This window comes from Nostoc sp. FACHB-888 (assembly GCF_014696655.1).
Classification (GTDB): domain Bacteria; phylum Cyanobacteriota; class Cyanobacteriia; order Cyanobacteriales; family Nostocaceae; genus Nostoc.
The window spans coordinates 120,559-132,948 of sequence record NZ_JACJQM010000011.1; the positions used below are offsets into that span (position 1 = coordinate 120,559).

Here is a 12,390-nt window from a genome sequence, read left to right on the forward strand (position 1 = left end):
CCGTGCTACCCTAATTAATCAGAATATTACTGTCCATTAATAGTAGTTGATGGAGGAAATGGTAGAGATTCCGGCTGAGGTTGAGGCTGAGGTGCTGGTTGAGGATTGAGAAATTCCTGCCAAGCCCTAATTTGCTCTTGTGCTGCACTGTAAGCAGAACTACCGCGTGGAATCGATTTTGCAATATCCATCCCTCTAGCAATATCAGACTGACCTTGAGAGCGTGCTATTTCTAACAATTGCTGACTCCATTGGTCAATAGCCAGATTCGCATCCATACGTAAGATACTATTGTTTGAAACTCGATCCGCCAGTCGTATTGCTTCAACCAAAGCTTCTGGCGTGCCAACTGCCCCCACTTCCTGAGCTTTTCTCCAGTTTTCTCTAGTGCGAATTTGGCCTTGCCAGTCATTTATCGCAGCTTGTGCTTCTTGTGAAAGCGCCCTTCCTGACGATGCAATTTGTTGGGCTAGGCTAATAGCGGCGGTAAGATTTCCACTGTGAGCCAGTTCTTGCGCCTGATCTAAGTAGGGCTGGTCTTGAATTCGCTGAATTTTTCCTATCCAAGTACGAATTTTTTTCCGTGCTTCTGGATATAATGCACGACCTCTACGAATTTCGCTAGCCTGAGCGATCGCAGCTTGCAAGGAGTTAATATCGTCGAATATTGCTATCTGTTCGGCACGTTCTAAATAAGGCTGGTCTTCAATTGTCTCCACTTGGGCACGCCAGCGACCCATTTCTTGCCTAGCTTCTGTGGCGCGGGGGTTACTAGCAGGGATGAGCTGTACTTGAGCGATCGCTGCTGTTAAATTAGGGACTGTTCCCTCGCTAGCCAATATTCTCGCTTTTTCTAGATTGGCAACATCTTCAATCTCTAACTGCCAACGAGCAATTAGTTGCTGTGCTTCGTTATACACTGGTCTGGAAGGATCAATCTGTTGTGCTTGAGCGATCGCAGCCTCTAAACCAGAAACATTACCTATCCAAGCACTTCTTTTTGCGTCAGCTATGGCGATAAAGTCATCTGTTTCGCCCCGTAGTTTCGCAATCTCTGGAATTTGTCTAGCAATATTCAGTGCTTCATCTGCATCCTGCTTATCTAGTTTTGCCTGTGCCAATTCCAGCATTTTGCGTCCAAATGCGGGAATCGCTTCCTGAGCTTTTTGATAAATGTAGCTTTCTTGCCCAATAGACTCGGCTAACTTGATAGCTTCTAATAAATTATCAACAACTTTGCTGTTTGCTAAACTTTCAGCTTTTCCTAACTTATCGCCATCTTCCCGTGCTGTGGCAATTAGACGATTCAGTTGGTCGTATTTAGTACCCGCCCAATATTGATTGTCTACGCGCAGCATTTTGGCGGATAACATAAATGCCGATTGCCAGCGTCGTTCCTTTACTTCTGCGATCGCACCGTTGTATGTGGCTTCTGCCTTTGACCAAATCGACTGCCATTTGTCAATTTGCTCATCGACTAATTTATAAGCTGCCACATCTTCGGGTATCTTACGAGCAGTAGCGATCGCTTCTTCTAAATTCCCAGTTTGAAAACTTTGATCAGCTAGCTTCAAAATATCCCGTGACCATTCTTCGATGAAACGATCAATTTCTCCATGCAACGGGTGATTTTGTGGTAGTTCCTTCACCAGAGCGATCGCTTGCAAAAGGTCGTTTACTGTCTGCTTAGAAGCCGCCAACTGAGCGCAGTGTAGCCGCACAGAAGCACTAGCTAGGGGCCAGAAAATCGAGGGGCAATTAGGGGCAGTGGGCAACTTTAGGAGCATTGCAATCGACAAGAACCCTACACTGCCGGGAATTAACATTAGCAGTACTGACCACAACACCCAGCTTTTCATCCAGCGTGGCAATTTACCAACACTTCTGCTGAGTTGGGTAGTTTCTTCTGAATGACTATTTATAGGTAATCCTTCTCTACGAGACGCTTTGGGTAGCTTTTTTCCCCATAGGGGTATATCGTTTTTTTTTCGCCGCTTCACTGACTTGGAAGTAGAACCAGTAGCTGGGACATCAAGTGGCTGAGTTTCACCGAATTGCTCTGTTCGGGATAATCTTTTGTTTTGATCTGGCTCTCTTCCATTGGCTGAAGACCAACTGTCTGGAATATCCCGCTCTGTCATCTCTCACACCAAAATAATTGAATAGCGCTCTGCTTTAGGTCGATAATTCCATTGTTGACATAGTAACTTTCTGATGATTAAAAAGCTACTTTTTTGAGTATCTCTCTCCACAGAGTACCATTAGCAATCTAAAAAATCAGTGCCCTTTTATACTTTATCCTGAAACGGTAGATTCAGCTTGCAAATCGGCAATTAGTTGAGCTAACTGATCGCTACTTGCCTGGTAGACGTTGCCGCAAAACTCGCAAATTGCTTCAGCACCATCATCTTTAACAATCATATCTTGTAGTTCAGCTTCTCCCAAAATCTTCAGTGCCCCCAAAACGCGATCGAAAGAACAACCACAGTGGAAACGCAGCATTTGCCGTTCGGAAAAGATTTCCAGCCCCATGTCTCCCAGCAAGTCGTTAAAGATTTCAGGTAACGTCTTACCAGCTTGCAACAATGGCGTAAATCCTGCTAGACCAGCAACCCGTGATTCCAACGTTTCTACTAGGGCTTCGTCTCTGGCAGCTTTGGGCAATACTTGTACCAGTAATCCTCCAGCCGCAGTTACTCCACCTGCTCCCACAAAGACACCTAAAACTAAAGCTGAAGGTGTTTGTTCGGAACTTACTAGATAATGAGCCACATCATCGCCAATTTCGCCAGAAACTAGTTCTACCGTACTAGAGTAAGGATAACCATAACCGATATCCCGGACAACGTAGAGGTAGCCGTCACCTACTGCGCCGCCAACATCTAGCTTACCTTTGGCATTGGGAGGCAATTCAACCGATGGATTCGCCACATACCCGCGTACCGTACCATCTAAGCCTGCATCTACCAATATGCCACCCAAAGGCCCATCGCCCTTGACCCGGACATTGACCCTTGATCCAGTTCGCTTCATACTAGAAGCCATTAACAAGCCCGCTGCCATAGTCCGACCCAGTGCTGCCGTTGCCACATAGGAAAGCTTGTGTCGCCCCCGTGCTTCTTCTGTTAAACGTGTGGTGATCACACCTACGGCACGAATTCCACCTTCGGCTGCTGTTGCACGAATTAACTGATCCGCCATGAATAACCTTACATTTCTTAACAAGTTCACTTTTTCTATTCTAAGTTCTCCGCAGGTAGAAAAGTGATGCCTTAATAATCAGTGATTGTATTTGCAATATTAGAAATAGCGATGTCTCACCTTTAGGTAATCCTATAAAAATGCTGGGTAATTTTCAACAAAGCCAACTGCGGATCGAAATTGAAGCATCAACAGATGCAATTCGTGACAGTCTGCTGCATCCGGTACAACTAGAAAAATGGCTCTTAGGGCAACGCTTTGCGCCAGGAATGCCAGAAGAGCTGCTTCCAGGATTCCAGTTTACAACCTGGACTGGACCAGTTGCGATTCATCATCAAGTAGATGTTGTCAAATCAAACTGTCTCCGCTTGGTACTGAGTGGAGGCATTGACGGTTTCCACGAATGGTATTGGGGAGAAGGTTGGGTACAGTCCCGCTTGGAAGGAATTTCACTTTTGCCTTTAAATTTGGGTCAAACAGTGAGTTTGTTAAGCTTGCGTCAGTTTTTGGCAACTCAAGAGCGTTGATTCGATTGACGTAAAGAGATTGGGGATTGGGCATTGGGCATTGGTTATTCTCCGAGTCCCCAGTCCCCAGTTTATAAACCAGAAATAATGCCTAAAATAATTTTTACCAGTACAGATAAATCTTCTGGAACTTTACAGCGTTTCTGGTCTTGAGTCACCTGGCGATTCGCACAATGGTCAACTCCAAAACGTCGGTCTTCACCAGTCGTAACTGCACTATATAGATTAGCATCGCTGCCATTCAGTCCCGCTTCAGCCCGTTCTAGTGTAGCAACGGCAGCTTTTAAAGCTTGTTCTATTTCCTTAATTTAGAGAATTTAGAGAATAGCGATCGCCCCCGTATTTCCCATCTGCTGATATTGGTTCATAGATGCGATCGCCTATCACATTCGCCTGTCGCATTGCATTGGACTCAGTAGCGCTTTGAGTTGTGCATCGATGTGCGATCGTTGTAACGGACTCTGCCGGGTATTGCCGTCTTCTCTTTAAATAAGCTTTTTTGCAAAACTCCCATAAGCTGGTGTTTTTGCCCTGGAGGTCGAAAGCGATCGCTTTTGCTTTTATTACTAACTAAGTGCCTTACTCATAGGAATCCGAATTGATTTTTGAGAAAATCCAATTGCTTTTTCAGAAATTAAATATTAGCCTTATATCCTTATATATTAAACTTAGCTGCAAGCTGTATATAAGCTTGATATTTACATAGTCAATACATAATATAGCAATCCTATTTGAATTGTCAAAAATATAGATAAGGAAACGAACGGCCATCTATGCCAGGCAAGAGTCTTTTGCTAACGCGCTGCGTCTCGTAGAGAAGGAAGCAAAAGGAAGAAAGAAAAAAGAGACATATAATTTTCACGAATTATTTAGGACTGTTACAGCAATTAGCACATTTGAGTAAGAGCATGAAATCTTTATAATTTATATCTAGAATTTTATCTTTTCTTTATTGACTTTCAAAAAATTTGTATTATGTAAAATAAAAATTTTTTGTAACCTAATTAATAATTAAGCAAACTTACGAGTTTGTCTATCAAAATATATTATATATCCTAATAGTTTCGGTGTATAAAATCATATCAAAAACCACATTTTTATATAAAAATACTTATTTAAAAATCAGAATTACAATTTATAGTTTTATAAATTTATTTAAGTATGACTCGTATAAAAATTTGTTTATTCCTATTAATTATATCTTTAAATTCTGGGCATTTGAGTTAATTTATCAGTATTAATACTTTATAAGCTTAATTTATATATTTTTGGTAAAATTAAGTTTTTAGAGCATAATGCTTATATTAATACTATATATTAACGCCCAAGGTTTTTTTAAGATTTTTCATTAACATTGTATAAATAAAAACTATGTAATATATTTAAAGAGGTGTGTAATACACATTTCTTAAATAACTAATTGCTTGATCTATTCAGCAATAACCCTATAATATTTTTAGCGGCACAGAAAAGTTACTAAATATACTTTTTGTAGATTTGTTACTTTAAATGTGACGTGATTTAAATAACAACAATCAAGCAAGCGAGAACTAAAATTATGGAAAGCACATTGTTTACTGCATTAAGCACCAACGAAGAAGCTAACTTGTCTGGTGGCGCAAAGAAAGTAAAAATTAGAGGTGGCGATGCCACTGGTGGAGCTGGCGGCGCTGGCGGCGCTGGCGGCGCTGGCTTTGGTGGCGTTGTTCTTATCAAGAAAAGTATTGTTGCTGAGAGTACAGTTAGTGCAGATGGCCTTGGTGGAAATGGTGGAACTGGCGGCGCTGGCGGCGCTGCAACTGGTGGTGCTGGAATTGACCTAAGTTCTTAGGCTTGACGTAACGCTAAGTATATAAAACTTATCATTACGGTCAAACCTATGTAGTTTAGTAGAAGAGAAACAATAAACTTAAGGCAGGATTAAATATGTTTTTAGACAAGCGAAACGCTGCGTTTTAAATAAGTTACCCTGTTACCGCAGGTTAAATTACTTTTGCAGATGGCTCAATTGTTAATTAATTTAATCCTACCAGCCATTAACTGCTTCCTTATCGCAGTAAATTTAACATAGGTTTATGGTTTTTCTCTACTTTTCTTAAATAACCTTAACATTAAGGTTGTCCACCGATAAGCTTCAATAATTTTTAGCAGCGCTTTTCCATAAACATAACTGTTCATTTTTGAATAGTTAAGTAGCGAAACAAGCGCTGCTACTTGATAAATTGGGTATATTTACCAGATTTTTATAACTTTGGATAATGAAACTGTTTTTACCTTACTTACTGCAAACGAATAACCAAATTTATCTATTCGTTTGCAGTAAGTAAGTATGACTAGCCTGTTGAAGGCGACTAATAAAATATCTTTTTTTCTCTCTACACCTGACGCGTCTAGAGCGGTTCAAAAATCTTTTATTTAACTACAACACCATTACTGTAAAAGCCTAAGTAAGTAATAGTAGGGTAAGATACCAAAATTCCGGATATTTTTCCTGTAGAGATATGGAATACTAATCATTTTGGTAGACGTTTATTCTCATTATCTTAAGTGAAAATAGCTTTGTCAAGGTTAAAAACTGATAATTGGTAACTGAGGTTAACTATGAAAAGCACTCAAACATCCCCAATGTTTATCTCACTAACTAAAATCGAAGAAGCAAACTTGTCTGGTGGTGAGAGTATTATTACAATAGGAGCAGACGGAGTAGGAACAGACGGAGTAGACGGAGCAAACGGAGCAGACGGAGTAGGAGCAAACGGAGCAAGTTTACAAATCGGAGCAAGTGACCAAATTGGACGAGCTACATCCAAGAGAGCAAAACTAGAAAATCGGCTGAGACGTACTGTAGAAAAGCTAGAAAGGCTACGCTCTCGACTAAGAAATCTTTAACGATTAATTAGTCCTAATATTTAGATGAATCAACTGCCGAACTCGACTGTATAAGTGAAGCATAAGTTTTAGATAAGCTTTTGTTTTACCGTCAAGTAAAACTACAATCTTGATCACTCACTATCTTAAAGTCATCATTTGAGAGTATTGGATTATTGAAGCAATACAATCCAATACTCTTGAATATTTAAAACCTTATACTCCAATACAGTTCAGTTAAGCATTGATTTCTTTTCTCTGTGTTCTCTGCGCCTCGGTTGTTAGTAAAAAAAACTAACTTTGACAAACAGTTTTAGCCTCAACTGAACTGTATTGCCTTATACTCAACTCTTTTGGCTCGATAATTTACAATATTGTTGGCTCACTAACGACTTCCACCACTGACAAAAGGGGTAGTTCGTTGAGTTCAATAACTGCTTCTCGGTTTTTCAACTCCTGCTACTAAAGACAAACACCAAATCTTTATAATTTTCATGAAAAACTTGATTTTTTCTTTATTTATTTGCAAAACATTTGTTATAGTGAATGCAAATCTTTTTTCAAATTAATATAAATATTTCAGCGAAGCTAAACGTTTCTATATTAAAAGAAGTTATATCAATTAAAATTACAGTTGTATAAAATTATTTATTGCAAAGATATTTGCACATAAAAATACTTATTCAAAAATGCAGAATCCAGTTTTGATTTTTATAGATTTATTTAAATGCAATTTGTATAAAAATGTTATTTGGTTTACTTCATTATATCTTTAATTCTGCGAATCTTCGCTATTTAATAAGTATTAATACTTAATTAGCTTAATTAATCCATTTATTTTTTGACAAAATTAAGCTTATAGATCCCCGCACCTATCATACTTAATATTGATGCCTGCGATTTTTGATAAATACGAACTTATTTTTAATTAAATTGGTATAAACATAAACTATGTAATATCTGTGTTGAAGACGTATGATATATGTTTTCTCACGACCTAGTTGCTTGATCTCGTGAGCCAGAGTCGTATAATACTTATAGAGAAACAAAAAAGCAATAGATATACACTTTACGTGTATATCTATTGCTTTGGCGATGACTCTAATCCCAACAATCAACTGAAGAGAACTAAAAATATGCAGACAAACATACTATTTAGCGAATTGACCACTTGTGAAGAAGCCAACCTCTCTGGTGGCACCTATTACAAGGAAAAAGAAGAGAAAGAACACGGCAAAAAATACGAGAAAGAAGAGGAAGAAGAGGAAGAAGAGGAATACAAGAAATACAAGAAATACGTTGTAATTTTTGACTTCAAAGACTTCTTTAAATTCATTCACTAAGTTACAATAGCAGTCTCAGCATTACCCATAGTGGTTTTGATTTACGACAATAGGCAAAACTATGAATTTTAGGAAAAGGAAAACTTTAAACGCAAAGATTAAGATTAGCTGTTTCTGTTTTGCAGTTATTTTAACATACGTTTATTGACATCCATTTCCTTTTGTTCAACAAACTTAACCGTGAGGTTGCCTGCCAGCAACCGTCAACAGCGCTTTTACATAAACATACTGTTCACCTTTGAGTAGTCCAATAGTAAAACAAGCGCTAGTGTATGCAGGGATAAACCCCTGTTATTTTTTGGGTTTTCTCCCAATGTTATTGAATATTATAGTGTAAATAAAATAAACTACCAATGTTTTACACAATATGCTAAAGAAGATTGTGGAGCAAATTACTTTTAATTCTCAGCCGTCAACACTTGTTCTACTGTTAATTCTAACTCTGGAAAAGTTTGAGATTGAATGTATTGACTACCAACAAACTCTACTGGTTCGTATAATTCTTCAATCAATGTAAAAACAGTCACTTTGTTCGTTAATGGATTGACAATCCAATACTCTGGAATATTTAAAACGTTATACTCAACTCGCTTGGCTCGATAATCTACAATCTTTGTTGACTCACTGACGACTTCTACCACTAACAAAGGGGGTGGTTCCTTGAGTTCAATAACTGCCTCTCGGTTTCTCAACTCTCGCCATTGAGGTAATGAAATCACAACTACATCTGGAATTCTTGATGTATCCCATCTGCCAGCACGGGGAGAACGAACACCGATAACCATTTCTTTAGAAGTCCAATCCAACTTTAACCGGAGAATTTCTGCTCGGAAACAAACATTGATAAATTCTGTTACCGCCCCATGTTGTCCACTTCCTAGACTCATGGAAATTAATTCTCCATTGACCAATTCATAGCGCGTATCAGTGCCATCATCATAAGCTAGATACTGTTCAAAGGTTAGTTTTGGGGTGGTTATAGTCATTGTTTCCCCTTACAAATTTTTACCTTGGTTTGACAACTAACACCGAACAATTAGCCTCTTCTACAACTTGACTGCTAACAGAACCCTGGACAATTCGCTTCATCCCCATCAATCCCCGGCTGCCAATTATAATCAAGTCAGTTTTGTAAATATTGGCAAGGCGAATAATCTCTTCAGCAGGATCACCAGTTACCAGTTCTAAATCACTGCTGACTGATAACTTTTCCTGATAGCATTGCAGCTGCTTTTCAACATGAAAATAAGAAAATGTTGGTGACTCTGGCTGAGGACGATCAGCGGGTAGTTCGATCTCTGACTCTGGCGTAAGAAAGACATGACAAAGAATAACCTTGGCATCTTTTGATAACGCCAAATTATCTAAAGTCTGAATTACTCGTTCTGAAACTTCCGAACCGTCCAGAGCTACCAAAATATTGTTTAGCACCGCTCTCGTCTCCTAAAGAGTAGACCCCTTACATAAGTATGTAGCAAAACTTGTTGGCAGCTACACTAAATTATTTTTTCATCTACCTACTTAGTTTATATTCGAGACTGTGCTATTGATCGGTTTCACCCCACTTTGATGCTAGTAGGGTGCAGCAACTGATGTAGAGAATATTTTCGCCAGTTTTTTGGGGAGCGTTGCCCTCCTCTTAACTGCTAAACTGATGCACGCTAAAAAAGTATAAACACTCTTTACGGTCGTTAACTGTTAACTATTGACGGTTATCAGTCATCAGTCATCAGCCTTCATGTAAATGTTCAAGTTAAATGCGTAACAGTTTAGCTGGCTTATTATACAAGTAACTCCTTGCTTAAATAAGCTAGTGGATTAGGTGAGCAATGCCCAACTTGTAGACGCTCACCAAAAAACTATTCCAAATTACTCTTCTTGCTGAATTCGGCGCCGGACTGAATCAGCATGGGAAGGTAAGCCCTCTGCTGTTGCTAGCACATCAATGGCACTAGCCACATTTTGCAGCGCGGTTTGGGAATATTGAATAATGCTGGAGTGTTTGAGAAAAGTTTCCACCCCTAATGCCGAAGCATAGCGGGCAGCGCCAGAAGTTGGCAAGGTATGGTTAGGGCCTGCCAAATAGTCTCCTACAGCTTCTGGTGTGGAGTAACCCAAAAAGATTGCCCCAGCGTGGCGAATCTGTGGTAATAATGCCCAAGGGTCTTTAACTTCTAATTCCAGGTGTTCGGGGGCAAATTCATTTGAGAGTTCTGCTGCTGCTTGGAGGGATTCTACAAGGACAATCAACCCATAATGAGCGATCGCTTTTTCTGTGTCTATTCGCCGTGGGTGATCAACTAGCTGTCTTTCCAAGGCTAATTGCACGTTTTTCGCTAAAGCCGCATCTGTCGTCAGCAAAATCGCTGCCGCCATTGGATCGTGTTCGGCTTGGGCCAGCAAGTCAGCAGCTACATGCACCGGATTTGCGGTTTCATCGGCAATCACCAGCACTTCGCTGGGGCCTGCCAAAGAATCAATGCCGACGGTGCCATATACAAGTTTTTTCGCTAGGGTGACATAAATGTTACCAGGGCCAGTAATCACATCCACTTTCGGAATCGTTTCTGTGCCATAGGCTAAAGCTGCAATCGCTTGTGCGCCTCCAATGCGATAAATTTCTTGTACTCCTGCTTCTTGGGCAGCAACTAAAACTGCTGGATTAATTGCACCCCCTGGACCTGGTGGTGTTACCATCACCACGTGAGGTACAGCAGCAACATGAGCCGGAATTGCATTCATCAGCACTGTACTGGGATAGGCAGCGCGACCACCAGGCACATACAACCCCGCTCGGTCTACGGGAGTATAGCGTTTGCCTAGCACTATTTCATCGTCGCCAAAGTGTACCCAGCTTTTCGGTACTCGCTGACGATGAAACGCTTCAATTTGGCGGCAAGCTAGCCGAATTGCGCCCAACAACTCTTTTGACACCTGCTGATACGCTGCATCTAGTTCCGAGCCTGTAACGCGAAGTTCTTCTGCTTTGAGGGTTTGTTTGTCAAATTCTGCTGTGTAATGCAATACAGCTTTGTCGCCTTGGCGCTTCACTGCCTGCAAAACTTCCCGCACAGTTGCTTCTTTATGAAGCACCTGTTCGTCATGGGTGCGATCGCAGATCCGTTGTAGTTCGGCTCTGACGTCTGCCTGCTGAGTAATGATTCGCAGCATGGAGTAAGGACAATGCCAAAATAATTATAATATTCACACCTGAGATTTAGTATTGCTCTTGACCCACTGGGGTGTGCAAGCTGACTCTAATTCTCTTCTCTAGCTTAACCTGGATTTTTTTGGTACTCTCAAGCTTGCCAGCAGATGGTTTGCTTAAGAAGGCGACTCAATTACTCAGTTCCACCAGCCTCTGTAGGCTAGTAGCAGGAAGCAGGTGTGCCAATTCCCGTTACCCTTATTCCCTTTACCTCACTCCTTACGGGGTAGAGGTAGTGTGTTTACACATCGAATCCCCCATATTTACAGGGGTTAGGGTCTGAGTAGAATTTTTACTTATTTTTTTCCTAACTTTATAGTAGTTAACATTTGTACAGACACGATAATATAATATCGATTCTATACTTAGAAACCCCTGAAATTTTAGCTATTTACGCTTCCTTGCCTTTTAACAATACATCTTTAGGAACATATTCATTGTACTGGCAAATTATATTGCTTAACTAGATGATGAATTTAGAGTCACCATATTACTTGATGTACCTTAATTTTAACGCATTTCTTAAATTGACGACACACCAAATTAAAGACTGAAGATTAGGGACCGAGGGTTAGGGACTAAATTCTTACCCAATCTCCAGCACCAAATTCCCAATTATTTTTTTAGGAAATTATAACATTGGTAATTTGAATGCTATATTAGTAAGTCTAGTAGTGTGTGTACATATTAATAGTATTTTTGGAATTGACTGTGGCGAATACAAAGTCTGCTCTCAAGCGTGCCCAAATCGCAGAACGTAACCGACTGCGTAACAAAGCTTACAAATCAGCAGTCAAGACGCTGATGAAGAAATACATTAATGCTGTAGCTGTCTATACAGCTAATCCTACCCCAGAATTAAAACAGGAAGCACAGGCTCGGTTATCCGAGGCTTACGGCAAAATCGATAAAGCGATCAAACGGGGTGTCCTTCACCCCAACAATGGGGCTAGGAAAAAGTCGAGATTGGCTCATAAACTAAAACCCCTAACTCCAGCAGTTGCTGAATAGTCATTGGTGAGTAAGTGCCCTCCACGGAGCCACTGTGTTACGAATTTGTTCTAGTAAGTGGTGTGAAATACCAAAAGTAATGGCAAGCCAGTGCAGTTTTGAGGGTTTCCACACCACTTGCTGTATGTCTCTTAAACTCGTGTAGGATAAGGCTATCCAATGAAGTACTGCCTTAGGTTGTGCCCAATTAAAACAATTGGCGGACATCGTTTCTCTATTTGAAGCTTGGCGA

General features: G+C 40.2%; 10 protein-coding genes. 5 read left to right on the top strand and 5 right to left on the bottom strand.

Features of this window, described 5'->3' with window-relative positions; genetic code table 11:
• Positions 1–26 precede the first annotated feature (26 nt).
• Entirely contained in the window at positions 27–2,141 is a 2,115-nt protein-coding gene (locus H6G26_RS09695) for a chromosome segregation ATPase (protein WP_190729050.1), read from the bottom strand.
• Between the two features lie 154 nt (positions 2,142–2,295).
• The gene (gene hslO / locus H6G26_RS09700) at positions 2,296–3,201 is read right to left on the bottom strand and encodes an Hsp33 family molecular chaperone HslO (RefSeq protein WP_190729051.1); all 906 of its coding nucleotides are present in this window, start codon (positions 3,199–3,201) and stop codon (positions 2,296–2,298) included.
• Positions 3,202–3,341: 140 nt separating this feature from the next.
• Between hslO and H6G26_RS09705 the strand changes: the two genes are divergently transcribed.
• The 4 genes from H6G26_RS09705 (at position 3,342) to H6G26_RS09720 (ending at position 7,939) form a co-directional block, all read left to right on the top strand.
• Positions 3,342–3,728 (top strand): hypothetical protein, encoded by a 387-nt coding sequence (locus H6G26_RS09705; protein WP_190729052.1) that lies wholly within the window; start codon positions 3,342–3,344, stop codon positions 3,726–3,728.
• Positions 3,729–5,286: 1,558 nt separating this feature from the next.
• Positions 5,287–5,559, top strand: coding sequence for a hypothetical protein (locus H6G26_RS09710; protein WP_190729053.1), 273 nt, complete (start codon positions 5,287–5,289; stop codon positions 5,557–5,559).
• Between the two features lie 770 nt (positions 5,560–6,329).
• The gene (locus H6G26_RS09715) at positions 6,330–6,617 is read left to right on the top strand and encodes a hypothetical protein (RefSeq protein ID WP_190729054.1); all 288 of its coding nucleotides are present in this window, start codon (positions 6,330–6,332) and stop codon (positions 6,615–6,617) included.
• Positions 6,618–7,732: 1,115 nt separating this feature from the next.
• The gene (locus tag H6G26_RS09720; protein ID WP_190729055.1) at positions 7,733–7,939 is read left to right on the top strand and encodes a hypothetical protein; all 207 of its coding nucleotides are present in this window, start codon (positions 7,733–7,735) and stop codon (positions 7,937–7,939) included.
• Positions 7,940–8,337: 398 nt separating this feature from the next.
• Here H6G26_RS09720 and H6G26_RS09725 read toward each other — a convergent pair whose 3' ends face one another.
• From H6G26_RS09725 to hisD, 3 genes are all read right to left on the bottom strand, one after another.
• Entirely contained in the window at positions 8,338–8,925 is a 588-nt protein-coding gene (locus H6G26_RS09725; protein ID WP_190729056.1) for a Uma2 family endonuclease, read from the bottom strand.
• 19 nt (positions 8,926–8,944) lie between these two features.
• The gene (locus tag H6G26_RS09730; RefSeq protein ID WP_190729057.1) at positions 8,945–9,370 is read right to left on the bottom strand and encodes a universal stress protein; all 426 of its coding nucleotides are present in this window, start codon (positions 9,368–9,370) and stop codon (positions 8,945–8,947) included.
• Positions 9,371–9,808: 438 nt separating this feature from the next.
• On the bottom strand, positions 9,809–11,110 hold the full coding sequence (hisD, locus tag H6G26_RS09735) for a histidinol dehydrogenase (protein WP_190729058.1): 1,302 nt from the start codon (positions 11,108–11,110) through the stop codon (positions 9,809–9,811).
• A 748-nt stretch (positions 11,111–11,858) separates the two neighbouring features.
• Here hisD and rpsT point away from each other — a divergent pair.
• Positions 11,859–12,158 carry a 30S ribosomal protein S20 gene (rpsT, locus tag H6G26_RS09740; RefSeq protein WP_190729059.1) on the top strand — a complete coding sequence of 100 codons (300 nt, stop codon included), beginning with the start codon at positions 11,859–11,861 and terminating at the stop codon, positions 12,156–12,158.
• The last annotated feature ends 232 nt before the right edge of the window (positions 12,159–12,390 follow it).

Bases quoted from the DNA above. Each gene is read 5' to 3' on its own strand.
- H6G26_RS09695 (WP_190729050.1), bottom strand. From the start codon at position 2,141: ATGACAGAGCGGGATATTCCAGACAGTTGGTCTTCAGCCAATGGAAGA.
- hslO (WP_190729051.1), bottom strand. From the start codon at position 3,201: ATGGCGGATCAGTTAATTCGTGCAACAGCAGCCGAAGGTGGAATTCGT.
- H6G26_RS09705 (WP_190729052.1), top strand. From the start codon at position 3,342: ATGCTGGGTAATTTTCAACAAAGCCAACTGCGGATCGAAATTGAAGCA.
- H6G26_RS09710 (WP_190729053.1), top strand. From the start codon at position 5,287: ATGGAAAGCACATTGTTTACTGCATTAAGCACCAACGAAGAAGCTAAC.
- H6G26_RS09715 (WP_190729054.1), top strand. From the start codon at position 6,330: ATGAAAAGCACTCAAACATCCCCAATGTTTATCTCACTAACTAAAATC.
- H6G26_RS09720 (WP_190729055.1), top strand. From the start codon at position 7,733: ATGCAGACAAACATACTATTTAGCGAATTGACCACTTGTGAAGAAGCC.
- H6G26_RS09725 (WP_190729056.1), bottom strand. From the start codon at position 8,925: ATGACTATAACCACCCCAAAACTAACCTTTGAACAGTATCTAGCTTAT.
- hisD (WP_190729058.1), bottom strand. From the start codon at position 11,110: ATGCTGCGAATCATTACTCAGCAGGCAGACGTCAGAGCCGAACTACAA.